24 protein-coding genes and 1 pseudogene are annotated in these 21,925 nt (G+C 70.3%); 16 read left to right on the top strand and 9 right to left on the bottom strand.

The genetic code is table 11. From position 1 onward, the window contains the following. Positions 1–45 precede the first annotated feature (45 nt). Genes ACFY1H_RS03310 through ACFY1H_RS03325 form a run of 4 tightly spaced genes read left to right on the top strand, consistent with a single transcriptional unit; the run spans position 46 to position 3,383 of the window. Positions 46–435, top strand: a complete 390-nt coding sequence (locus ACFY1H_RS03310) for a PE domain-containing protein (protein ID WP_386944252.1) — start codon at positions 46–48, stop codon at positions 433–435. Then, positions 416–1,015 carry a DUF3558 domain-containing protein gene (locus ACFY1H_RS03315; protein WP_386944254.1) on the top strand — a complete coding sequence of 200 codons (600 nt, stop codon included), beginning with the start codon at positions 416–418 and terminating at the stop codon, positions 1,013–1,015. The genes ACFY1H_RS03310 and ACFY1H_RS03315 overlap by 20 nt, the downstream gene beginning before the upstream one ends. Before the next feature lie 8 nt (positions 1,016–1,023). After that, a complete protein-coding gene (locus tag ACFY1H_RS03320; protein ID WP_386944255.1) occupies positions 1,024–2,628 on the top strand; it encodes a hypothetical protein in 1,605 nt (534 codons plus the stop codon). Further along, positions 2,625–3,383: an ESX secretion-associated protein EspG gene (locus tag ACFY1H_RS03325; RefSeq protein ID WP_386944256.1), complete on the top strand. Its 759-nt coding sequence runs from the start codon at positions 2,625–2,627 to the stop codon at positions 3,381–3,383. The genes ACFY1H_RS03320 and ACFY1H_RS03325 overlap by 4 nt, the downstream gene beginning before the upstream one ends. On the opposite strand, the gene ACFY1H_RS03330 is transcribed toward ACFY1H_RS03325, so the two are convergent. Next, the gene (locus ACFY1H_RS03330) at positions 3,378–3,620 is read right to left on the bottom strand and encodes a hypothetical protein (RefSeq protein WP_386944258.1); all 243 of its coding nucleotides are present in this window, start codon (positions 3,618–3,620) and stop codon (positions 3,378–3,380) included. The genes ACFY1H_RS03325 and ACFY1H_RS03330 overlap by 6 nt on opposite strands. A 427-nt stretch (positions 3,621–4,047) precedes the next feature. Continuing rightward, a pseudogene (locus tag ACFY1H_RS03335) lies at positions 4,048–4,392 on the bottom strand (serine/threonine protein kinase); the annotation flags it as partial. Between the two features lie 160 nt (positions 4,393–4,552). Between ACFY1H_RS03335 and ACFY1H_RS03340 the strand changes: the two are divergent. From ACFY1H_RS03340 to ACFY1H_RS03360, 5 genes are all read left to right on the top strand, one after another. Further along, positions 4,553–4,867: a hypothetical protein gene (locus ACFY1H_RS03340; protein ID WP_386944260.1), complete on the top strand. Its 315-nt coding sequence runs from the start codon at positions 4,553–4,555 to the stop codon at positions 4,865–4,867. Between the two features lie 31 nt (positions 4,868–4,898). Continuing rightward, positions 4,899–6,023 (top strand): WXG100 family type VII secretion target, encoded by a 1,125-nt coding sequence (locus ACFY1H_RS03345; protein WP_386944262.1) that lies wholly within the window; start codon positions 4,899–4,901, stop codon positions 6,021–6,023. A gap of 97 nt (positions 6,024–6,120) precedes the next feature. Then, on the top strand, positions 6,121–7,287 hold the full coding sequence (locus ACFY1H_RS03350; protein ID WP_366580345.1) for an aminotransferase class I/II-fold pyridoxal phosphate-dependent enzyme: 1,167 nt from the start codon (positions 6,121–6,123) through the stop codon (positions 7,285–7,287). Positions 7,288–7,409: 122 nt separating this feature from the next. Beyond that, entirely contained in the window at positions 7,410–7,595 is a 186-nt protein-coding gene (locus ACFY1H_RS03355; protein ID WP_220245147.1) for a hypothetical protein, read from the top strand. 156 nt (positions 7,596–7,751) lie between these two features. After that, positions 7,752–8,672, top strand: a complete 921-nt coding sequence (locus ACFY1H_RS03360; protein ID WP_386944264.1) for an alpha/beta hydrolase — start codon at positions 7,752–7,754, stop codon at positions 8,670–8,672. Positions 8,673–8,682: 10 nt separating this feature from the next. On the opposite strand, the gene ACFY1H_RS03365 is transcribed toward ACFY1H_RS03360, so the two are convergent. From ACFY1H_RS03365 to ACFY1H_RS03375, 3 genes are all read right to left on the bottom strand, one after another. Continuing rightward, positions 8,683–9,495, bottom strand: coding sequence for an SAM-dependent methyltransferase (locus tag ACFY1H_RS03365; RefSeq protein ID WP_386944266.1), 813 nt, complete (start codon positions 9,493–9,495; stop codon positions 8,683–8,685). Positions 9,496–9,587: 92 nt separating this feature from the next. Beyond that, complete coding sequence (locus tag ACFY1H_RS03370) at positions 9,588–10,166, bottom strand: HAD family hydrolase (RefSeq protein ID WP_386944268.1); 579 nt, start codon at positions 10,164–10,166, stop codon at positions 9,588–9,590. Beyond that, positions 10,163–11,182, bottom strand: a complete 1,020-nt coding sequence (locus tag ACFY1H_RS03375) for a threonine aldolase family protein (RefSeq protein WP_386944270.1) — start codon at positions 11,180–11,182, stop codon at positions 10,163–10,165. Before ACFY1H_RS03375 ends, ACFY1H_RS03370 begins: the two co-directional genes overlap by 4 nt. A gap of 137 nt (positions 11,183–11,319) precedes the next feature. Between ACFY1H_RS03375 and ACFY1H_RS03380 the strand changes: the two genes are divergently transcribed. Genes ACFY1H_RS03380 through ACFY1H_RS03390 form a run of 3 tightly spaced genes read left to right on the top strand, consistent with a single transcriptional unit; the run spans position 11,320 to position 13,151 of the window. After that, on the top strand, positions 11,320–11,829 hold the full coding sequence (locus tag ACFY1H_RS03380) for a SigE family RNA polymerase sigma factor (protein WP_386944271.1): 510 nt from the start codon (positions 11,320–11,322) through the stop codon (positions 11,827–11,829). After that, positions 11,822–12,514 carry a hypothetical protein gene (locus ACFY1H_RS03385; RefSeq protein WP_386944273.1) on the top strand — a complete coding sequence of 231 codons (693 nt, stop codon included), beginning with the start codon at positions 11,822–11,824 and terminating at the stop codon, positions 12,512–12,514. Before ACFY1H_RS03380 ends, ACFY1H_RS03385 begins: the two co-directional genes overlap by 8 nt. Positions 12,515–12,551: 37 nt before the next feature. Beyond that, positions 12,552–13,151 (top strand): TetR family transcriptional regulator, encoded by a 600-nt coding sequence (locus tag ACFY1H_RS03390; protein WP_366580359.1) that lies wholly within the window; start codon positions 12,552–12,554, stop codon positions 13,149–13,151. Positions 13,152–13,155: 4 nt separating this feature from the next. On the opposite strand, the gene ACFY1H_RS03395 is transcribed toward ACFY1H_RS03390, so the two are convergent. After that, positions 13,156–13,860 carry a FadR/GntR family transcriptional regulator gene (locus ACFY1H_RS03395; RefSeq protein ID WP_386944276.1) on the bottom strand — a complete coding sequence of 235 codons (705 nt, stop codon included), beginning with the start codon at positions 13,858–13,860 and terminating at the stop codon, positions 13,156–13,158. Between the two features lie 164 nt (positions 13,861–14,024). Here ACFY1H_RS03395 and ACFY1H_RS03400 point away from each other — a divergent pair, with 164 nt between their 5' ends. Genes ACFY1H_RS03400 through ACFY1H_RS03415 form a run of 4 tightly spaced genes read left to right on the top strand, consistent with a single transcriptional unit; the run spans position 14,025 to position 19,180 of the window. Further along, positions 14,025–15,332, top strand: coding sequence for an ABC transporter substrate-binding protein (locus tag ACFY1H_RS03400; RefSeq protein ID WP_386944278.1), 1,308 nt, complete (start codon positions 14,025–14,027; stop codon positions 15,330–15,332). Position 15,333: 1 nt separating this feature from the next. Beyond that, entirely contained in the window at positions 15,334–16,239 is a 906-nt protein-coding gene (locus ACFY1H_RS03405) for a sugar ABC transporter permease (RefSeq protein WP_366580364.1), read from the top strand. 2 nt (positions 16,240–16,241) lie between these two features. Then, on the top strand, positions 16,242–17,129 hold the full coding sequence (locus ACFY1H_RS03410; protein WP_366580366.1) for a carbohydrate ABC transporter permease: 888 nt from the start codon (positions 16,242–16,244) through the stop codon (positions 17,127–17,129). Continuing rightward, positions 17,126–19,180 (top strand): alpha-galactosidase, encoded by a 2,055-nt coding sequence (locus ACFY1H_RS03415; protein WP_386944280.1) that lies wholly within the window; start codon positions 17,126–17,128, stop codon positions 19,178–19,180. The genes ACFY1H_RS03410 and ACFY1H_RS03415 overlap by 4 nt, the downstream gene beginning before the upstream one ends. Positions 19,181–19,243: 63 nt before the next feature. Here ACFY1H_RS03415 and ACFY1H_RS03420 read toward each other — a convergent pair whose 3' ends face one another. From ACFY1H_RS03420 to ACFY1H_RS03430, 3 genes are read right to left on the bottom strand one after another with little or no spacing between them, the layout of a single operon-like run. Further along, a complete protein-coding gene (locus tag ACFY1H_RS03420) occupies positions 19,244–20,251 on the bottom strand; it encodes a lactonase family protein (protein ID WP_386944282.1) in 1,008 nt (335 codons plus the stop codon). Then, a complete protein-coding gene (locus ACFY1H_RS03425; protein WP_386944283.1) occupies positions 20,248–20,862 on the bottom strand; it encodes a bifunctional 4-hydroxy-2-oxoglutarate aldolase/2-dehydro-3-deoxy-phosphogluconate aldolase in 615 nt (204 codons plus the stop codon). Before ACFY1H_RS03425 ends, ACFY1H_RS03420 begins: the two co-directional genes overlap by 4 nt. After that, positions 20,859–21,803, bottom strand: a complete 945-nt coding sequence (locus ACFY1H_RS03430; RefSeq protein ID WP_386944285.1) for a sugar kinase — start codon at positions 21,801–21,803, stop codon at positions 20,859–20,861. The genes ACFY1H_RS03425 and ACFY1H_RS03430 overlap by 4 nt, the downstream gene beginning before the upstream one ends. Between the last annotated feature and the right edge of the window lie 122 nt (positions 21,804–21,925).

Consider the following 21,925-nt stretch of genomic DNA (forward strand, 5'->3'; position numbering starts at 1 on the left):
TAGCGGGGCCGAACGGTCACACTCCGTATTACCGAGGGGGAGCGCATGGCGGGAAGCAGTCCGCTGTCCGACCTGGCGTCGTCCGTCCCGGCCGCGCCCGGCGTCGCGGACCTCATCGTGGCGCCGGAGAAGCTGCTGGACGTGGCGAAGGCCGTCGACGAGCAGGCCAACGCACTCGAGGACAAGCTGCTCACGCGCCTGGGCGAGCTGCGCATCGACACGCCTTCGGCCGACGCGGTGAGCGTGAATTCCGTGGCGGCGTGGAACATGATCGTCGCGGAAGGTGATCACTCCTACGCGGCCGAAGCGCGCGCGTACGTCGCCAACCTGCGCCGCCTCGGCGAGCAGCTGCGGGCCGCGGCCCAGACCTACCAGGCGAGCGAAGACGACAAGGCCGCGGCGTTCGGGGACCGTGGTGCGCACGGCATTCACTAGTGCTCTCGTCGCGGCGCTCGCGCTCGGCGCGGCCGGGTGCTCGTCCGGCGATGCCGGCACGGCCGTGCCGGTGCCGACCGCGGTGAGCTCGGCTTCGCAGGCCGCGAAGGCTTCGCAGCTGCCGCCGCGCCCGGCCGACCTCCCGCTCACGGGCGTGGACCCGTGTGACCTGCTGGGCCAGGCGCAGCTCGACGAGCTGCAGGTCAACGCCGTGCCGCGCAAGGCCGCCGATCCGCAGGACGGGCCCACGTGCGTGTTCGACGCGGACAAGACCGAGCCGTTCCACGCCTACCACCTGCGCACCGTTACCGCCGACCTGCAGGAGTGGCTCACCGGCGCGCGGCGGAAGAACAGCATGACCACGGCGCCGTTCGCGGTCGAGGGCTACCCGGCGCTCACGAACTACCGCGCGGCCGGCACGCCTTCGGACTGCGAGGTGCTCGTCGGCGTCGCGAAGGGCCAGACGCTGGCGGCGCAAGCGTTTGCGGTCACCGCCGGTGCGTTCACCCAGCAGCAACTGTGCGACCAGGCGACGCAGGCGGCCGACCTGGCGCTGCAGTACCTCAGGACACGGACCTAGGAGGGCGCGTGGAGATCTCCGACCTCGCGGGCAAGATCCGCGACCAGCGCTTCGACGGCTGGACGGACACGTCCCTCGCGGACGAGATCCGGAAGTTCTCCGACGGCGACGGCATCGGCAGCATCGGCACGGCCGTCGACGCGCTGAAGGCCGTCGCGACCGCGCTCGCCGAGACCGACCAGGCGCTGCGCACGCAGCTGACGCAGCTCGGCGTCGAGTGGCAGAGCCAGGCGGGCGGCGCGGCCGGGCAGGTGTTCACCGACCAGGCCGGGTTCTCCCAGGACGCCATGCGGAAGGTGTCCAACACCGCCGAGCTGCTTTTCGCGCAGGGCGAGGCCTTCAACCGCACCAAGTTCAAGCTGCCCGACCCCGCCACGCTGATGAAGGGCGCCGGCGGCTACACGCTCGGCGACTCCGTGCTGAGCCTGATCGGCTTCGAGACCGACCACGCGACGGCGGTCGACGCGGCGCAGAACGCGCGAAGCCAGGCGCTCGAGGCGTTGAACGCGTACGCGCAGCAGAGCGGCGAGAACCTGTTGGCGTCGGAGCCGCTGAGCCAGCCGCAGTCGCTGTCGATGACGGAGCCGGACGGGCGCAAGAGCGTGCTCGACCTGGCCGGGTCGGCGGTGGACGTGACGCCGGACGGCGGAGTGCGGCCGGCTTCGGCCTCGGTGCAGTCGCGGCACGTGGATCCGCCGGTGGTGCAGCCGGTGGCGAACCGGCTGGCGGTGGATCCGCCGACGCCGGCGTTGGGGATCGCGATGCCTGGTGGGTCGGCCGGGTCCGGTGGATCCGGCGGTTACACGGCGCCGGCTTCGGCTCCGGGGCGGCCGGCTGCGCCTCCGGGGCGGCCGGCTGCGCCTCCGCCTGGGGCGGCCCCCGTTGCTCCTCCGGTTTCGGGTCGGCCGTCGACGCCGCCGCCCGGTTGGGAAATGCCTCGGGGTGGCGGCCGGCCGGACGTGCCTGGACGGCCTGGGTTCGGTGGGCCTGTCCGGGGTGGTGGGCCTGGTTTCGGTCCTGGTTTCGAGGGGCAGCCCGGTGCCGGGCGTGGTTTCGTCGGAGGGCCCGGGCCCGGCTCCGGCAGCGCTGCGCCGGGTGGATCGTCGACCGGGCCTGACGCCGTCCTCGGCCGCGGTCCGGCCGGCGGGACCGGTGGTGGCGACCCGGCGTTGAGCCGGGGCCGGATGGTCGGCAGCGGTCCGCAGTCACCCGTTGTGCCGGAGGAGAGCGTGAGCGGTCCCGCCGCGCCGCCGCGGCCGGGTGCGTCGGCCGGCGAGCTCGGCGCGGGTGCCGCGGCGCTCGGCGCGGGCGTGGCCGGCGGTGCCGTGGCCGGTGACCGGGAACGGCAGGGCCGGGGTTTCGGTGGTGCGCCGTCGAAGGGACCCGTGCGTCCGCTGCCGGTGGGCGAGCTGCCGGAGGAAGAGGCGATCGCGCTGCGCAAGACCGAGCAGATCGAGCCCAAGCAGCCTTCGGGCGACGCGAAGTTCCTCGCCCCCGCGGCCACGCAGAACGAGGACGACGCCGACCACGTGCGCCGCTTCGGCGTCGACGACAAGGACCTCTTCACCGACCCCCGCCTGGTCTCCGACGACGTGATCGGCGACGACGCGTGAACCTCGTGCTCTCGACGCTCGAGTTCGACGTCCTGTGGGAGTCGCTCGAGCTGGGCCGCCGTCCCGCCGCGCTCGGCGTGCCCTCGCCGGGCCGCACGCATTCCGAACGCGCTGAGTTGATCGACCAGGCGTGGGCGGGACTTTCGCGCCGCCGCCTCGCGCGCGGGCGCCGCGCGTCGGGCGAGCTGTTCGACCAGCTGCACCTGCTGTCGCGCCCGCAGTCCGCCCTCGACGTCTGGGTCTGGGCCGACCGCGAGATCCACGGGCGCGCCGTCAGCCGCGGCAGCCAGGCCGTGCTCGCCGTCGTCGACCGCGACGAGGTCTGGCTCATCCCCGCCGACGAGGGCGCGCTGGCCGAAGCCGCCGTCCCCGTCGCCGGCGACCTCTCCGCGGGCCTCGGCCAGAGCGTCTCGGTGCCCCACGCCACCCTCGTCGCCGCCGACGCCGAAGCCGGCGGCGACCCGAAAGCACTGGTCACCGCCCTCGAGGATCGCGGCCTCGCCCTGTGGGAAGCCCAGGAACTCGCCGGCATGCTGCTCGGCCAGGAAGCCCGCGGCCAGTTCACCGCCGAACGCACCCTCCGCGACGGCACGATCCGCCGCTCGCCCCACCCCACCGCCTTCTTCGACACCGACGCGGGCCGCTACCTCTTCCAACTCACCGACGACCCCGACGGCCACACCTGGGCCACCATCACCCCGGCGGACAACGCGGTGCTGGTGGAACGGGTACGGGAGCTGCAATCCGCGTTATGAGGCCTTCTTGATGTTCGCCGCGACCACTTCGGCGAACTTGCGCGTGGTGTCACAAGTCGGCCCCGAGGGCGTCGTGTCCTCAGGCCCGATCACCACGATTTCGTCCCACCAGCCGGCTTCGTGCTGCGGGTAGGTCCATTCGACCGTGCACCCTGCTTGGTCGGCCTCGTAGCACACCTGGATGTCACCGACTTGGGTGCGCTGTGGATTGGAGATACCAGCACCGGGCTGCGTCACGCGGTCGACTGAGATGTCAAAGAGCTTGTTGCCTTGCCAATAACACCGGTGGATACCTTGGACCTCGGTCCGCAAGTTGTCTTGGACGGCTTCTTCGAGCGGCTGCCTGAGCTTGGGTGAACAAAGATCGGCGTCGACCAGGCTGCCCGGTGGAAACGGATACGTCGGTCAAGGTGCACCCGTTGGCGTCTTGGCTTTGGTGGCGTTGAACGAGCCGACGTTCGTGCGGTCCCCGGCTTGAACCCGCGAGCGACGCACCGAGAGAAATGTTGAGGCTCGACACCTCGGCGTAAGTCGGGGTCTTTTCGAGGTAAAAATCGCATTGCTCAAAGGGCTCTGAGGTGAGGGCTTGAGGATCGGCCCTGTCTTCGGCAGCGAATCGCGGGTCAGCAGTTGGCACGGGTCCACGCGACGGAGCGCAGCGAGATCGCACCGATTGCACCGGGAGCGGGCCGACGGCGTCGATCGCCTGTCGCAGCGACGGGCCGGCCACGAACACCGACGCGAGCCACGGCAGGTCGGCGTCGGGATCGGCGTCCATCACCGCGGCCGTGTACGCGCCGGACACCATCCGCGACGACTGAACCTCTCGCCGGAACCGCGAGCGGAACCCGGGATCGTGCGCGAACCCGGGATGAACCTGCTTGACCGCGGCAAGCCGACCGTCCTGCGACACCCCCAGCGCGACGCGGCCCATTCCCCCTTCGCCGAGGGAAGCGACAAGACGATAGCGCCCGACTTGTCGTGCTTCGCCCGGATTCAATGGCTTCACTTCTGCTCGTACCTCCCCGATGATCATGCTAGTGCGGTGCACGCGGGTGGAAGTTCCGGAGATCCACACCGGCGGTATGGCCGAGGTCTTAAAGTGAGCGGGAACCGGCCTGGTCAGGTGCGCGTCTGATCGGACGGGAAGCGGAAGGGGATGACGCACGGTGCCTGTTTACGACCCGGACTCCATGGCCATCGTGGCCAAGAAGGTCGAGCAGCTGAAGGACGAGTTCGAGAAGTCCCGGCAGCACCTCACCGGAGTCGACGACGAACCTGAAAGTCCTTTCGGAACAATGGGGGGTTCGAAGGACGTGCACGGTGCCGTCGGTCAGTTCAAGCAGGGTGTGCACGGTGAATTCGAGGCCGCCGGGAAACTGATGGAGGCGACCGGCTTCATTCTCCGCAAGGCCGCCGGCCTGATGGCGGAGACCGATGCCGTGGCCAAGAGCGACCTGACCGTTCACGAAGACCGGAACTGAGGCTGGGACGCATGCGTGAGGGGGCAGCAGGGTGGCGTTGATCGACTTTCCGCCCAACTGGCAGACGGTGACGCAGAAGGCGTCGAAGGTCGACGGGATCAAGCCCGAGGCGATCGAGAAGGCGGCGCAGCAGTTCAAGGACGCCGCGCAGCAGGCGGGTGACCACAGCGCCGCGCTGAAGTCGTCGACCGATTCGCTGGCGAGTGGCGTGTGGAAGGGCGACGCGGCCGATTCGTTCGTCGCGTACGTCCGGCAGATCACCACCGCGGGTGACAAGGTGCAGGGCCACCTCACCGACGTCGGCAACGACCTCAGTCAGCTGTCGTCGAACTTGAGCACCCTCAAGGGCAAGGTCGTCACCGCCAGGGATCAGGCGCACACGGCGATCCAGAACCGCATCAACACCGAAACGCCCAAGGTGCAGGCCGCGCAGAAGGCCGAAGCCGACTACGCGAACTCGGACAAGAAGGGCGCGGCGCCGAGCCCGACTTCGCAGTCGATCATCGACGCGGCGAACGCGGCGAACCTCAAGGACGCCACGGCCGCGGAGCAGACCATCGACCCGCTGCTGACCCAGGCGGACGGCATGGTCAAGAGTTCGCAGCAGTTGATGCAGACGCAGATCGAGGGCGGCTACTCGAAGGTTCCCCTCCCCGGCAAGGACGGCACTGTCCCCCAGAGCACCGGCGGTCTCCACACCAGCTCCCACCACGGCGGTGGCGGCGGAGGAGGCGGCGGCGGTGGCGGTGGGGGTGGCGGCCTCGGACCCAGCGGCGGCCCGCCCGGGTCCCCGCCGCCGGGCAACGTGCAGGAGTGGATCGACGAGGCCATCAAGATCCTGCAGGCCAACGGTGTGAACGTCACGGAAGCCGACGTCAAGAACATCTGGGCGATCATCCAGCACGAATCGGGCGGTAACCCCAACGCGATCAACAACTGGGATTCCAATGCTGCCGCCGGGCACCCTTCCAAGGGTCTGATGCAGTGCATCGACTCGACGTTCCAGGCGCACAAGCTGCCGGGCCACGACAACATCTACAACCCGGTCGACAACATCATCGCGGGTGTGCGGTATTCGCTCGACCGGTACGGGTCGATGAGCAACGTGCCGGGCATCGCCGCGATGGCTCACGGTGGCGCGTACCGCGGGTACTGAGCAGGGCAGCAAGGCACGACAGCAGAGCAAGACAACCGAAGCGCGGCTCGTGAGCGGCAACCGTTGCTCACGAGCCGTGCCCGGTTAGCCTGGCGGCATGGTCGACATCGGTGCTTTCGGTGGGCCCGCGCTGCGGGCCGGCGTTCCCCCGTTCCACGTGATGGACGTGCTGTCCGCGGCGCAGGCGAGGCAGCGCAGTCACGGGGACCTGGTGTCGCTGGCGGCGGGGCAGCCGTCGGCGCCCGCGCCGGAGGCGGTGCGGCGGGCGGCGAAAGAGGCGCTGGACAAGTACACGCTCGGCTACACCGAGCAGCTCGGCATCCCGGAGCTGCGTGAGGCCGTCGCGGGGCATTACCGCAGTACGTACGACGTGGATGTCAGCGCGCAGGACGTGGTGATGACCACCGGGTCGTCCGGGGGTTTCCTGCTGAGCTTCCTCAGCGCGTTCGACCCCGGGGCGCGGGTGGCGATGGCGCGGCCCGGTTACCCGGCGTACCGGAACCTGCTCAAGGTGCTCGGCTGCGAGGTCGTGGAGTTCGCAACGACCGCGGAGACCAACTTCCAGCCCACCGTCGACCTGCTGGACGAGCTGGGGCCGCTGGACGGCCTCATCGTGGCGAGCCCCAGCAACCCGACGGGCACGGTCCTGCCGCCCGGGGAGCTGGCGGCCATCTCGGGCTGGTGCGCGTCCCACGGGGTGCAGCTGATCAGTGACGAGATCTACCACGGCATCTCCTACGAAAAGCAGCTCGACTGCGCGTGGCAGTACGGCCGCGAAGCGCTCGTGCTGGGCTCGTTCTCGAAGTACTTCGCGATGACGGGCTGGCGGCTGGGCTGGATGCTCGTGCCGCAGCGGTTGCACCGGGCCGTGGACGTGCTCACGGGCAACTTCACGATCTGCCCGCCCGCGATCGCGCAGCACGCGGCCGTCGCGGCGTTCACGCCGGAGTCGTATGCGGAGGCCGACGCGCACGTGGAGCACTACCGGCGCAACCGCGATCGGCTGTTCGCGGGGCTCAAGAAAATCGGTCTCGACAAGCTCGCCCCCGCCGAAGGGGCCTTCTACGCGTACGCCGACGTCTCCGCGTACACCACCGACAGCCTCAGCTGGTGCCAGCGCCTGCTCGCCGACACCGGGGTCGCCATCGCGCCGGGCGTGGACTTCGACCCGGTCGACGGCGGGAAGTTCGTGCGGTTCTCGTTCGCCGGGGCCACCGAGGACGTCGACGAAGGCGTCCGCCGCCTGGGGGAATGGCTCAGGTGAACCGGTCAGGGGGAACCCCGATATCCCCCTGAACGTTGGCTGGACGGAGAGAGTTTTCGCGCCGCGGGTGGCACGCTGGACAGCACCGGGCCGGCGTGGCGCGGAAACGTCATGGAGGAGCCATGTTCTGGAAGATCGTCGGAGGGCTCATCGTCGCCTGGATCGCCTTCATGGTCCTCGGCGCGGTGATCGGCTTCGTGTTCAAGGCCGTGCTGTGGATCGCGATCATCGGCGGCGTGGTGTTCCTGGGCACCGCGGCCTACGGCGCGATCAGCGGCAAGAAGGACGCGAAGCGCATCGGGCGCTGATCACTCGGGCTTCAGGGGGACGCGACCTTCGGTGCGGCGACCGGCCACGACGGCTGGGCGCCGCATCGACGTTTTCGCACCCTGACCTGATCCTCATCGCTTCCTCACATCGGTCCGCCACCGTGGAGCGCGTACCGCTCCGCCGAGGAAGGACCGATGAGCACCACTCGAACCGCCGGGTCACTACTCGTTCTGCTGTGTGCACTCGCCGTCACGGCGTGCTCGGCCAACCCCAACGCCGCCGCCAAGCCCCAAGCCACCGCCCCTGACCAGCCGGCACAGCAGACCTCGACGCGGCAGACCTCCACAAAACCACCGGAGACCCAGCGGCCGCCCGCCACCCCGCCGCGGCCGTACGAGGTCACCGTGCCGGAGCGTACGCGCAAGACCGCGTCGGGTTTCCCCGTCAACACCTGCGTGCCCGACCGGCTCGATCCGCAGGTGCTCAGCCTGACCACGTCGGACGGCTTCCACCTGCCGGCGATCGAGTTCGGCTCCGGTGACCGCGGGATCCTCCTCGACCACGAGTCCGGCTACTACATCTGTTCCTGGCTGGACACCGCCGAGAAGCTCGCGGCCAAGGGTTACCACGTGATGGTGTTCGAGTACCGCGGCCATGGCGCGGCGCAGAAGAACGGCGGCTCCATCACCGGCAATTTCGACACCGACACCAGCGCCGCCCTCGCCGAGCTGCACCGGCGCGGCGCGAAGTCGATGCTGCTGGGCGGCGCCTCGTGCGGCGGCAGCTCGGCCGCCCGGCTCGCGGCCAAGGAACCGCAGTTGGTGGGCCTGCTGATCCTGTCCTCGCCCAGCAACTGCGGCGGCGACTCGGTGGCGGCCATCCGCAAGGTCACCAAGCCGGCGTTCTTCGCCGTCGAGCCGGACGACTACAGCGGCAACATGATCGGCGAGGTGAAGAAGCTGTACGAAGCGTCCGGGGCGCCGCCGGCCGACAAGCACCTGGAGATCCTGCCCGGCGGAACCCACGGCACCGACATGTTGCGCGACCCCAAAACCCAGGACCGGCTGGAAAAGCTGATCTTCGACTTCGTCGAATCGTGTTTCCGGCGGAACTGACCACAGTGGACTAAGGAACGCGCGCGACCCCGGCCAGCGTCGTGAAGTTCGTCGGCGTGAGCGGCGCCAGACGCGGGCCGCCCGGCCACCACAGGTGGGGGTACGTCAGGCCAGGCGGCAGGAGCTCGAGCCCGGTGAACAACGACGCGATCTCCTCGCGCGTGCGGTAGAGCGTGTCGAGGCCGGTGGTGGCGAAGCGGGATTCCAGAGACGTTGCCAGCTCGGCGGCCGCGCTGCCGTCCGCGGGGTTGTACTGGTGCAGCAGCACGACGTACGAGCCGGGCGCGAGCGCGTCGACGTAGGCCTTCACCACCGCCCGCGCCACGGCGAAGTCGGGGATGTGGTGCACCACCGCGCACAGGATGAGGCCCAGCGGACGCTCGAAGTCCAGGTGGGCCGTCACGTCCGGGTGCGCCAGCGTGCGCTCGGGGTCGAGCAGATCGGCGCCGACCATGTGCGTGTAGTCGTTCTCCGCCAGCAGCGCGCGGCCGTGGGCCTGCACCACCGGGTCGTGGTCGACGTACACCACGTGCGCCTCGGGGTTCACGCGCTGCGCGACCTGGTGCGTGTTCTCCACCGTCGGGAAACCCGAGCCGAGGTCGAGGAACTGGTCCACGCCCAGGCGGTCGGTGAGCATCCGCACCGCGCGCACGAGCCACTGCCGCACTTCCTGCGCCATCGTCTGCGCGGCCGGCGCGAGCTCCAGGATCTGGCGCAGCACGGCGCGGTCGGCGGCGTAGTGGTCCCGGCCGCCCATCAGGGCGTCGTACACCCGCGCGTTGCTCGGCCGGTCGAAGTCGACCGGCGCGAGGTGGTCGGCCACAGGGCACCTACCGGGGAAGATTCGTCGGGACGCGCACAGCTTAGGTGATCGGGTTCACGCCGGGTGGGCGGCCGGGTCGCGAGGGTGCGGCCTCAGTCGAGCGCGGCGCGGGCGGCCTCGGCGCCGTCCCACAGCTGTGCCCGGATGCCGACGGCGCGCGCTCCCTCCACATTGGACTCGCGGTCGTCGAAGAACAGGCACTCCTCCGGCTTCGCTTCGAGCTTTTCCAGTAACAGGTGGAAAATCTCGGGGTCGGGCTTGGCGAGTTTCACGTCACCCGAGAACAGCGTGACGCGGAACAGCTTCGCCCACTCCTGCTCGCGCACCCACTTGCCGAACGACGAAGGCGCGTTGGACAGCAGTGCCAGCGCGGCCCCGGCTTCCGACAGCGCTTCGAGCAGCTCCAGGGACGACGGTGCCAGGTTCGACCAGCCCGCGACGTCGATGGCGGTGAGCTCCTCCGACATCGTGTCGTCGACTCGTACGCCCACGCGATCGCCGATCGACGTCCAGTACTCGAGGTCACTCGAACCGCGGTCGTACGCCTCGCGTACCGCCCAGTAGACGGGCTCGAACTCCTCGGCGGGCACGCCCATCGTGGCGGCGAGCTTCGGCAACGCGGTGGTGCGCGTGCAGAGGACCTCGCCGTAGTCGAAGACGATCCAGTTCATCGCGAGGCCGCCTTGATGCGCTGCAGCGCGTCTTCGACGGCGGTGGGTTCGAGGTCGCGGTGCAGCACGAAGCGCACCTTGCCGGCCATCGGCAGCGCCTGGATGCCGAGCGAGCCGAGCCACTCCAGGGCCACGGCGAGGTCGGGGACCTCGGCGAGCACGATGTTGGTGTCCGGCGTGGCGACGCCCCAGCCGTGCTCGGCCAGGCCCGCGGCCAGGCGCCGGGCGTGCTCGTGGGTCTCGGCCAGCTCGCCGACGTTGTCCAGCGCGACCAGGCAGGCCGCGGCGAGAACACCGCCCTGGCGCACGCCGCCGCCGAGCATCTGGCGCATCCGGCGCGCCCGCTCCACGAACTCGACGCTGCCCGCGACGACCGAGCCGACCGGCGCGCCGAGGCCCTTGCTGAAACACGCGCTCACGCTGTCGACACCGACGGTCAGCGCCGCAGGCGGCACCCCCAACGCGACCGATGCGTGCCAGATGCGCGCGCCGTCGAGGTGGACGTTGAGCCCGGCCTCCTTCGCGACGGCCACCAGCTGCGCGTGCTCCTCGGGCGGGGTGACGGCGCCGCCGGCCGCGTTGTGCGTGTTCTCCAGGCAGAGCAGCGTGGTGCGCAGTGTGAAATACGGACCGGGGTTGCCGATGGAGGCGCGCAGCAGGTCGGGCGTGGGGCGGCCGGGGCCGGCGTCGTGCTCCAGGATGTCGGGCATGCCGCCGGCGAGCCACGCGGCGGAGCCGAGCTCGTTGGTGAGCACGTGGGCGCCGCGCGTCGCGAGGAAGCGGTCGCCGCGCTGGAGGTGCACGGACAGGGCGATGAGGTTCGCCATGGTCCCGCTGGGCGTCCACAGCGCGGCGGGCATGCCGAGCGTCTCGGCGGCGCGCTCTTCGAGCCGGGCGATGGTCGGGTCGATGCCGATCACGTTGTCGTCGACCTCGGCCTCGGCCATGGCGGCCCGCATGCGCCGATCCGGGCGGGTGACGGTGTCGGAGCGGAAATCGAGCGGAGTCGAGGTCACGCCGCGATCACATCACACCGCCACCCGCGCGATCAATGCGGCGGGGGGTGGAGGGAATCGGCGGTCTCGTGCAACCGTGGACGCCCCCGGTTCCGTCATTGAGGACGGATGAGCAGAAGAGCGGAGCAGCAGACCGCGTGGACCAGCGCGACGAAGACGAGTTCGCGGAGTACTTCTCCGCGAAGCGGGACGCCGTGCGCCGGACCGCGTACTTGCTCTGTGGCGATTGGCACAAGGCCGACGACCTCGCCCAGACGGCGTTCGTCGCGCTGCACCGGAGGTGGAAGAAGATCAGGGACCGCGCCGCGACCGACGCGTACGTCCGCAAGACGCTCGTGCGCGCCGTCATCGACGAGTCGCGCCGGCCGTGGCGCCGGGAGTGGCAGACCGAGGTCATGCCGGAGCCGGCACCGGACGGCCCCGGCCTGGCCGACAGCGTCGCGACCAGGGAAGACCTGCTGGCGGCGTTGAAGGAAGTGCCGCCGAAACAACGCGCTGTGCTGGTGCTGCGGTTCTTCGAGGGCTTGGACGTGACGGCCGCGGCGAAGGCGCTGGGCTGCAGCGAGGGCAACGTGAAGAGCCAGACCGCGCGAGGGCTGGCGAACCTGCGAGAGGTGCTGGAACGGGAGGTGGAGGCCAATGGATGAGCGTGAGTTGTTCTCCACTCTGCCTGGCGAGGTGCCGCCTGCCACGTTCACGAAGGACGACGTCGTGCGCGAGTCGCGCCGGCTGACTTTGCGCCGCCGCAACCGCATTGCCGCTGGTGGCAGCGCTGTGGTCCTGGCTTTGCTGGGCTTCGGCGCGTACGGGCTCGTGGCCGGTACGGGCGGTAAGCCCGATTCCGCCGCTGTCATGAATTCGGCCGAAGCTCCCGCGCAACCCGGTGTGTCGGCTGCGCGTCCTTTGGGTACTGGGGAGGGGAACTTCCCGGCTCTGCCGCCTCAGCAGGGAGGCAGTGGAGACGGGAGGACCGGCCCTCGGGTCGAAGGCGCCTCCGGGTGCGAAAAGGTGGACTGGGAGCTCGCCACCGCCCTCGCTGGCGAGCTCCCAGGCCACTTCACCGCCACGGAAGCCTCCCAGGGCAGCGTCTGTACGACGGGCGCCCGCGGCGCCGGGTTCCCCCTGCCGGACGGCGCGATCTCCGTGGCCGTCTTCCCGCGCGGGGCGCCGGTGACGTACCCGGCCCAGTCGGCCGGAGCGGTCACCGCGCGTGCTGCCACCGGTACCGGCGGGACCCTCGTGCTGGTGAGTGTGCCGGGGACGTTCGGGCACCCCGCGCCGTACGCCGGTGAACTGGCGCGCTTCGCCGCCTCGCTGGCACCCCGGTTCTGACGGCCCGTTGATGGCGCGGCTGGCAGAATGACCGGCCATGACGGCAGCAGCAACCACCCCCAAGGGCGAGCGCCGCCGAGCCACCCTCGTCGAAGCCGCGGCGGAGCTGCTCGCCGAAGGCGGATTCGACGCGGTGCGCCACCGAGCCGTCGCCGAGCGGGCCGGCCTGCCGCTCGCGTCCACGACGTACTACTTCGACTCGCTCGAGGACCTGGTGACCGCCGCGGTCGAGCACCACTCGCAGGTGGAGCTCGCCAACGGGCGGCAGCAGCTGGAGGAGCTGGCCACCCGCAACCGCGGCGTCTCGGCGACCGTGGAGCTCGTGCTCGACCTCCTGCTCGGCCCGCCCTCCGGCGACCCGGAAGCCGACGCCGAGGCCGTGCTGCTGCGCTACGAACGCCTCGTGGCCACCGGGCGGCGGCCGTATCTGCGACCGTTGATGCGGACGCTGTCGGACCAGCTGAACGAACTGCTGCTGGAGATCTTCACCCGCTCGGGCACGCCCGTGTCCGCGGCGGAGCTGGAGCGCCTGGTCGCACTGGTCGACGGCGCGGTGGTGAACGCCCTGATCGCCATCGACCCGGCGCCGCGGGCCGCTGCGGCGAGGATGTTGCAGGCGGCGCTCGCCGAGAGCTGACCGCCTACCGCCGCGACTTCTTCGCCTTGTCCAAGTCGTCCCGGGACTTCGTCACCAACGCGAACATCGCACTCTCCGCCGCCCCCGGATCTCGGGCCAGGATTGCGTCCAGGACCTTCCGGTGGGAGGGCACGGGGTTGTCCGAGGGGCCCGATCCGTGCACCAGCTTGTCGCGCTCCGCGAGGCCGATGGCGATGACGCGTTCGACCTGAAGCAGGAAGTTGTTGTGCGTCGCGGTCATCAGGGCGCGGTGGAAGGTCAGGTCGGCGCGGACGCTGGCTTCGGGGTCGTCGCCGGCGGTGGTCATGTCGTCGAGGGCGGCCTGCAAAGCCGCGAGATCCACGGCGTCCGCGCGTTCGGCGGCGATGCGGGCGGCGGCGGGTTCGACGACGGTGCGGACCTCGGTCAGCTCGTCGAGCAGGCCCGGGTTGTCGCTGGCCGCGGTTTGCCAGCGCATGACGTCGGTGTCGAGCATGTTCCACTGGTCGCGGGGCTGCACGAAGGTGCCGCGCTTCTGGCGCGCGTCGATCATTCCCTTGGCGGCCAGCACTTTGAGCGCCTCGCGCAGCGCGGTCAACGAGATGTCGAGCTCTTCGCGCAGCGCGGGCAGGTCGAGCACGGTGCCCTCGCCCCACTCGTCGGACAGGATCCGGGCGGCGAGCGTCTCCACGGTCTGTCCGTGCAGACCGCGGTGCCGGTGTTCGGACAATGGAGGTCCCCTCAGTCGGCAGTGCGGAGTCATCCTACCTCGGACGCGATTACGTCATAAATTATGAATACATCTTGACAGCCGCCAGCCCGGTTGCAAGTCTGTGCCAGCAGTCACTCCCCCGCAGGGGAGCGACGCTCCATTCAGACAAAGGGGTCACAGCGATGACGACTGCAGCAGGCCTGTCCCGCCGTCATTTCCTGCGCAACGCCGGCCTCGTCGGCCTGGGAGCACTCGGTTCGAGCAGCTTCCTCGCCGCGTGCGCCACCTCGGCCTCCAACGGCCCGGTGAAACAGGCCGCCGGTGCGGTCACCGTCCAGTCGAACCTCTCCTCGCCGCAGGCGAAGGTCGCCATCGAGGCACTCGCCAAGGCGTTCGGGGACAAGGGCGGCGCGACCGCGACGGTCAACACCGTCGCGTCGGAGACCTTCCGCACCCAGCTGCCGAGCTACCTGACCTCGGCGAACCCGCCCGACACGTTCACGTGGTACCCGGGTTCGCTGCTGTCGGGTTACGCGAAGAAGGGCCTGCTGCTCGACGTCGGCGACGTGTGGCAGACGATGGGCAACTACTCCCAGGCCATGCGCACCCTCTCGGGCGACGGCGCGGGCCACCAGGTCTTCGTGCCCACCAGCTACTACTGGTGGGGCTTCTTCTACCGCAAGTCCAACTTCGCCAAGTGGGGCGTGAAGCCGCCGACGAACTGGAGCGAGTTCCTCGCGCTGTGCGAGACGTTGAAGGGCAAGGGCATCTCGCCCATCGGCCTCGGCGCGGGCGGCGGCACGCAGTGGACCGCCTCGGCGTGGTTCGACTACCTCAACATCCGCATCAACGGCGCGCAGTTCCACCGCGACCTGCTCGCCGGGCGCGGCCGCTTCGACGACCCGAAGGTCAAGAAGATCTTCGACCCGTGGCGCCAGGTGCTGCCCTACACCGACCCGAACGGCACGGCGCTCGCGTTCCAGGACGCCACCACCGTGCTGCTGCAGGGCAAGACCGGCATGGTGCTCACCGGCACCTTCTTCGCCGACGCCGCCCCGAAGGACGCGATCGACGACCTCGACTTCTTCCAGTTCCCGATCCTCGACCCGAGCGTGCCCGTCGCCGAGGAAGGCCCGACCGACGGGTTCTTCGCCAGCGCCCGCACGCCGCACGTGGCCGAGGTCAAGGAGTGGTTCAAGTACGTGGCCACGGCCGAGGCGCAGGAGCTCTACATCAAGAACTCCTCCGGCACCGTGCTGCCCGCGAACCCGTCGGCCAAGGACTCCGGTACGCCGCTGGTCCAAAAGGGACGGAAGCTGCTCAACGACGCCAAGGAGCTCACGCAGTTCTTCAACCGCGACTCCTCCGACGCGCTGCAGCCGACAGCCGACGCCGCCCTGATCCGCTTCATCCAGAAGCCCAACGAGCTCGACTCGATCCTGAGCGACTGGCAGACGGCCGCGGCGAAGGTCTGGCAGGGGCAGTCCTGACATGGCGGTGCTCGCTGCCCCGGTGAAGCGTCGACGGCGCGCGGTCCGCCGCGTGCCGCCGACGCTCCTCCTGTTCGTGCTCGTGCCCGTCGCTGTCGAGGGCTTCTGGGTCTTCTGGCCGGCGCTGCAGGGGTTCTACCTGTCGCTGACCAACTGGGACGGGGTCTCCGCACCGACGTTCGTGGGGCTCGACAACTACGCCGAGATGTTGTCCGACGACATCTTCGGCACGGCCGCGCTCGACACGGTGATCTGGATCGTGCTGTTCGGCGGGTTGTCGGCGGCCGGTGGGCTCGGGCTCGCCATGCTGCTCAACCGCGAGCGCAAGGGCGTCGGCTTCTACCGGGCCGCGCTGTTCACGCCCGTGGTGTTCTCGCTGGTCGCGACCGCGCTGATCTGGCAGGCGATCTACCAGCCCGACGGCGTGTTCAACAACATCCTCGGCGCGATCGGCCTGGACAGCTGGAAACACTCGTGGCTCGCCGATCCCGACACGGCGCTCTACGCGGTGCTGGTGCCGGCTTTGTGGCGCCAGCTCGGTTACGTGATGGTGCTGTACCTGGCCGGTCTCAAGGGCATCGACCCCGCGCTGTACGAAGCGGCCAAATTGGACGGTGCCACGGCCTGGCAGCAGTTCCGGCACGTGACGTGGCCGCAGCTGCGCAGCGTCAACTCCGTGGTCCTGTCGGTGATCATCATCGACTCGCTGCGGTCGTTCGACGTGGTGTGGTCGATGACGAAGGGCGGGCCGTACCACTCGTCCGAGCTGCTGAGCACCTACATGTACTCCACCGCGTTCCAGTCGCTGCGGCTCGGTTACGCGTCCGCGCTGGCCGTGGTGATCTTCGTCCTCGCGTTCGGTGTGATCGTGACCTACCTCGTGCGAGCGTTCCGGGAGGACCAGTGAGCGTGACCACGACCCGGCCGGCAGCTCCTGCCGCGCCGGAGGAACGAGTCCCGGCCAAGCGCGGCCACGGCAAGCAGGGCCGCACGTTCGGTTTCCACCTGGTCGCCGGCGGCCTGTCGGTCCTGTGGCTGCTGCCGATCGTGCTGGTCATCACGACCAGCGTCCGGTCCTTTTCGGACATCGCGAGCAACGGCCTCGGCGCGCTGCCGCACTCGTTCGACCTCAGCTCGTTCGGTGAGGCGTGGGGCGTCGGCGGCGGTGGCCACGCGATGCTCAACAGTTTCATCGTCACGATCCCGACCGTGCTGCTGTCGCTGCTGCTCGCGTCGGCCGCGGCGTTCGCGCTGAGCCGTTACCAGATCCCGTTCCGCCGCACGATCATCCTCGTGATGCTGTCGGGCAACCTGCTGCCGCCGCAGATCCTGCTGGTGCCGGTGTCGAAGCTGTCCGAGCTGCTCGGCATCTACGACACGCTCACGGCACTGATCATCGTGCAGGTCGGCTTCGGGCTCGGCTTCTACACGTTCGTGCTGCAGGGTTTCATGCGGTCCATTCCGGACGAGATCCAGCAGGCGGCGCTGATCGACGGCGCCGGGCCGATCGCCATCTTCTGGCGCATCATCCTGCCGATGACCCGCCCGGCACTGGCGGCGCTCGGCGCGCTGGCGTTCACCTGGACGTTCAACGACCTGCTGTGGTCGATCACCGTGCTGCGCACGGAAACCGTGATGCCGGTGACGCCGGCGTTGCTCGGCCTGCAGGGCCAGTACGTGTCCAACTGGAACGTGATCGCGGCGGGTTCGGTGATCGCCGCCGTGCCCACCGTGGCCGTGTTCCTGCGGTTCCAGAAGCACTTCATCTCCGGGCTCGCGATCGGGGCGATCAAGTGAACCAACGGTGGACGCTCGAACTCGAGTCCACTTCGTACACCGTCACGCTGGAGCCGGGGAACCGGTGGCTGGAGCTCGTCGCGTGGGGTCCGCGCGGCGTCGAGCGTGGTCCGTCGCCGCTGGCCAATCGTGGTGACGTGCACTTCATCACCGACGCGGACGCCGCGCCGGTCGAGTACGCGCCGCGCGGGCTGCGGCCGTTCTCGGGTGCGGACCTCGCGGTGGCGGGGGATTCGTGGTGGCGCTTCGACGCCGACGAGTCCACCGAAACCGTGCTGCGGCTGGCGTTTGTCGACGAGGTGACCGGGCTGCGGGCGGTGCAGTGTTACCGCGCGGAACCGGGCACCGACGTGCTGTGCCGGTGGGTCGAGTTCACGAACACCGGCAGCGCGACCGTCGAGATCGACCGCCTCGGGTCGGCGGGCGTCTGCGTGCCGACCGGACTCGACGGTGCACGGCTGACCTACCTGACCGGCCAGTGGTCGCAGGAGTTCACGCGCCGCGCGACCGTGCTCGAAGTCGGCGGCTTCCGCATGGAGAGCCGGTTCGGCGTGCCGGGGCACCAGTACGTGCCGTGGCTCGCGGTGCAGGACGCGGGTGAGCCGGACGGTCCCGCGTACGGCGTTTCCCTGGCCTGGTCGGGTTCGTGGGAGCTCGACGCCGAGATCGAGCCGAGTGGTCTCACGCGCGTGCGCGCGGGCCGGCTGGCCAATCCCGGCCCGATCCGGCTTGAGCCCGGCGCCGCACTGTCCACTCCGGAACTGGCCTTGGCGTCCAGTGTGGCCGGACTCGCGGGCCTGGCCGACGTGTGGCACGCGTACTCGCGCAAGCTCGCCGGGCCGCGGCTCGAGAAGCGCCGCCCGGTGCTCTACAACTCCTGGGAAGCCACCGGGTTCGAGGTCAACGGCGCACGGCAGCTCGACCTCGCCAAGCAGGCCGCGGACCTGGGCGTGGAGCTGTTCGTGGTGGACGACGGCTGGTTCGTCGGCCGCGACGACGACACCGGCGGCCTCGGCGACTGGACACCCGAGGAATCGTCGTTCGAGGGCGGTTTCGGCGCGTTCGTCGACTCAGTGCGTGGGCTGGGGCTGGACTTCGGCCTGTGGGTGGAGCCCGAGGCGATCAGCCCGAAGTCGCAGCTCTACGCCGAGCACCCCGACTGGGTCTACCGCCTCGACGGCCGTCCCGCGACGCTGATCCGCAACCAGCTGCTGCTCGACCTCGGCAAGCCCGAGGTGTTCGAGTACGTGCGCGGAGTGCTCGACGACCTGCTCACCGCGTACCCGATCTCCTACCTCAAGTGGGACATGAACCGCCCGCCGACCGAACGCGGCCGCCCCGGCGCGCCGGCGGCGGACCTGGACGCCGAGCACGTCGCCAACTACCACCGGCTGCTCGACCACCTGCGCACGACGTACCCCGACCTCATCGTCGAGTCGTGCGCCGGCGGTGGTGGCCGCACGGACCTGGCGACGGTCTCGCGCAGCGACGTCGTGTGGCCCAGCGACAACACCGCGCCGCTCGACCGCCTGCGCATCCAGGACGGGTTCCTGCTGATGCACGCGCCGCACCTGATGAGTTCGTGGGTCACGGACGCACCCGGCGTGTTCGACCCGCGGCCGCGCTCGCTGCGGTTCCGGTTCGTGCTCGCGATGGCGGGAGTGCTGGGCATCGGGGCCGACCTGTCGCACTGGAACGCCGACCAGCGGGCAGAAGCCGCAGAGCTGATCGCGCGGTACAAGGCTTTGCGGCCGATCCTCCACACGGGACGGTGCCGCGTCCTTTCCGGACCGGAGAAGCCGACGGCGGCCAACCAGTACACGCTGGGCGACGAGATCGTGGTCTTGGCGTGGAACACCGGCCAGGTGATCGGCACGCCACTCGTGCCCGGTCGCTCGTCCCGCATCCGGCTGCACGGCCTCGACCCGGCCGCCGCTTACCGCGACGAGGCGGGCCAGGAGTACTCCGGCGCCCACCTCACGCACGTCGGCCTGCCGGTCGAATGGACCGCGGCGCACGACGCGGACGTGTTCGTCCTGACCCGGGTCTGAACACAGAACAACGCCCTGCCGGCTTCACCGAGCCGGCAGGGCGTTGTTCGTTCTCCGAAAGACTTACAGGTCCAGCGGCAGCACGAAGCTCGGCGAACCCGTCGGGTACTTCACGACTTCGGCCTTCCCCAGCTGACCGAGCGGGAACGCGGTGATCGTGTCGTCCGACTGCGCCGCGACGTAGCAGGTGCCGTCCGCCACGGCGAAGTGGCGCGGGTGCGCGCCGCAGGGCTGGTCGGCGACGGCGGCCAGCGGTGAGCCGGCGAACGACGTGATGCAGTCCGCACCGCGGTTCGACAGGTACACCTCGGAGCCCAGGATCTCCAGCTGCGCCACGATGTTCTCGCCCTCGAAGGCGCCGTGCGTGGCCGGTGTCGAAGCCACGACCTCGAATGCGCCCGGGGACGTCTCGCGCACCGTCAGCACCTCGCTGGACAGCTCACAGGCCACGTAGGCCAGGTCCGAGCCGGGAATCCGCACGAGCTGGCGAGGCCCGCTGCCCGGGGGCAGCTTCGACACGGCGAGCGGCGACAGCGTGCCTTCGGAGGACAGCGTGTAGCTGCGGATCTCGTCCGTGCCCAGGTCCACGGCGCTCACCACGGAGCCGTCGGCGTTCGGCACGGCCATGTGGACGTGCGCGGACTCCTGGCGTGCGGAGTTCGGGCCGGTGCCGCTGTGCTGCACCAGGTCCGTGCGGCCGGTGATGCGGCCCTCACGCGACAGGCCGAACACCGCGAGGCTGCCGCCGGTGTAGTTGGCGCACAGCAGGAACCGCCCGTCGGGAGTCACCGCGAGGTGGCACGGGTGCGCGCCGCCGCTGGGTACCTCCTCGTCGAGCAAGGACGGCTCTCCGTCCACAAGCGACACCGAGCTGACCGCGCCCTCGTCGGTCTCATTGGTGGCGTAGAGCACCGGCAACGTCGGGTGCTTGACCAGCCACGACGGCGACCTCAGCACCAGCGTCGACTCCCAGGCCAGCCCCCCGGCCGAGTCCCGGCGGAACGTGGCGATGCCACTGCCCTTCCCGCCCATCTCGGCGGTGTAGCAGCCGACCAGCACGACGTCCGTCACGAGCCCTCCCTCACCATCGCGGCCACGCGGGCCCGGATGTCGTCGGCGGTCCCGCGCGTGAGCGCCGAGCCCATGCCGACCGCGACCGCGCCCGCCGCGAGCCACTCTGGCACGTCCTCGGGAGCGATTCCACCCGTCGGCACGAGCGGCGCCTGCGGCAGCGCCGCGCGCACGTCCTTGACCCATCGCGGGCCCAGCGCCGTGGCCGGGAAGACCTTCACCGCGTCGGCGCCCTCTTCCAGCGCCCGCACGATTTCCGTCACCGAGCCGGCGCCCGGGAACGCGGCCGCGCCGTACCGGTGAGCGGTGCGGATCACGGCGGCCTCGAAGTTCGGCGACACCAGGAACCGCGCTCCCGCACGGATCGCGAGCACGGCGGAGGCCTCGTCGAGCACGGTGCCGGCACCGATCACGGCGTCGGGGTACGCCGCCGTGAGCTCCTCGATCGCCGCCAGGGCACCGGAGTTGGTGAGCGGGACCTCGATCGACCGCAGGCCCGCGTCCACGGCGGCACGAGCGGCGACCACGGCGGACGCGGCATCCGCGGTCCGCACGATGCCCACGACCCCTTGCCGCAGGGCGGCGTGCGTGATCTCCCAGCGGTAGCTCATCGGTGTACCTCCTCGCCGCCACCGAGGGCGGCGCTCGTGCGGGCCAGTTCGGCCCGGTCGGGCAGTCCTTCCAGATCCGTGTGCGTGCCGACGACCAGCGCCGCCGACACCGCGCCGGCCAGCAGCGCTTCGGCGGGCGAACCACCGCGCAGCCAGGACGACAGGTAGCCGGACGTGAGCGCGTCGCCTGCGCCCACCGGGTCGACGACCTGCGTGACCAGGGTTTCCTGGCTCCACTCGTACTCGGCCGTGACCGCGCGCGCCACCTTGTCGCGCTGCTTCACCACGACCGTGCCGACACCCTTGGCGACCAGGTCGGCGGCCGAAGCGTCGAGCAGCTCCAGCTCGTCCTCGCCGGCGAACACCAGATCCGCCTGGTGCAGCAGCGGTCCCACGGTCTCGCGCCACTGCGCGGGCGACGCCAGCTTGAGCCGCACGTTGGGGTCGAACGCGATCGTCGCCCCCGCCGCGCGCGCCAGCTCGAACAACGCCAGCACCGCGTCGCGCGCGGACAGCGACAGCATCGCCGTGATGCCCGAGACCAGCACGAGCCGCGCGCCGCCGAGGCCGGCGGCGCGGACGTAGTCGGCCGACAGCGAGCACGCCGCCGAACCCGCGCGGTGGTACTGCACGTCGATGCCGCGGCCCGGGGTGTCGTCGCGCAGCAGCAGTCCGGTGAACCCGGCCGGGTCCACCTCGACGCCCGAGACGTCCACGCCTTCGGCCCGCAGCGTGCTCAGCACGGCGGCGCCGGACGAGTCGTCGCCGACGCGGCTGAGCCAGCGCACGCGGTGGCCGAGCCGCGCGAGGCCGACCGACACGTTGGCTTCGGCCCCGGCCACGGACGCGGTGAAGGTGTGCGCGCGCCGCAGCGCGACGCCGGGTTCCGCGAGCAGCAGCCGCATCGCTTCGCCCAGGGTGAGGACTTCGATGTCGTTCATCGCAGGCAGCATACCGCGTGAAATCTTAATTTAGGATTTATTCTTGACGCGACCTCCGCGACCCCGGCATGCTGCTCGCGGGCCGGACGATCACGGCCCCCTTCGGCGCTGTTTCGACGACG

This window comes from Amycolatopsis sp. NPDC001319, assembly GCF_042896185.1.
GTDB lineage: Bacteria > Actinomycetota > Actinomycetes > Mycobacteriales > Pseudonocardiaceae > Amycolatopsis.

Bases quoted from the DNA above. Each gene is read 5' to 3' on its own strand.
- ACFY1H_RS03390 (WP_366580359.1), top strand. From the start codon at position 12,552: ATGACGGCAGCAGCAACCACCCCCAAGGGCGAGCGCCGCCGAGCCACC.
- ACFY1H_RS03400 (WP_386944278.1), top strand. From the start codon at position 14,025: ATGACGACTGCAGCAGGCCTGTCCCGCCGTCATTTCCTGCGCAACGCC.
- ACFY1H_RS03355 (WP_220245147.1), top strand. From the start codon at position 7,410: ATGTTCTGGAAGATCGTCGGAGGGCTCATCGTCGCCTGGATCGCCTTC.
- ACFY1H_RS03360 (WP_386944264.1), top strand. From the start codon at position 7,752: ATGAGCACCACTCGAACCGCCGGGTCACTACTCGTTCTGCTGTGTGCA.
- ACFY1H_RS03430 (WP_386944285.1), bottom strand. From the start codon at position 21,803: ATGAACGACATCGAAGTCCTCACCCTGGGCGAAGCGATGCGGCTGCTG.
- ACFY1H_RS03385 (WP_386944273.1), top strand. From the start codon at position 11,822: ATGGATGAGCGTGAGTTGTTCTCCACTCTGCCTGGCGAGGTGCCGCCT.
- ACFY1H_RS03350 (WP_366580345.1), top strand. From the start codon at position 6,121: ATGGTCGACATCGGTGCTTTCGGTGGGCCCGCGCTGCGGGCCGGCGTT.
- ACFY1H_RS03370 (WP_386944268.1), bottom strand. From the start codon at position 10,166: ATGAACTGGATCGTCTTCGACTACGGCGAGGTCCTCTGCACGCGCACC.
- ACFY1H_RS03405 (WP_366580364.1), top strand. From the start codon at position 15,334: ATGGCGGTGCTCGCTGCCCCGGTGAAGCGTCGACGGCGCGCGGTCCGC.
- ACFY1H_RS03425 (WP_386944283.1), bottom strand. From the start codon at position 20,862: ATGAGCTACCGCTGGGAGATCACGCACGCCGCCCTGCGGCAAGGGGTC.
- ACFY1H_RS03310 (WP_386944252.1), top strand. From the start codon at position 46: ATGGCGGGAAGCAGTCCGCTGTCCGACCTGGCGTCGTCCGTCCCGGCC.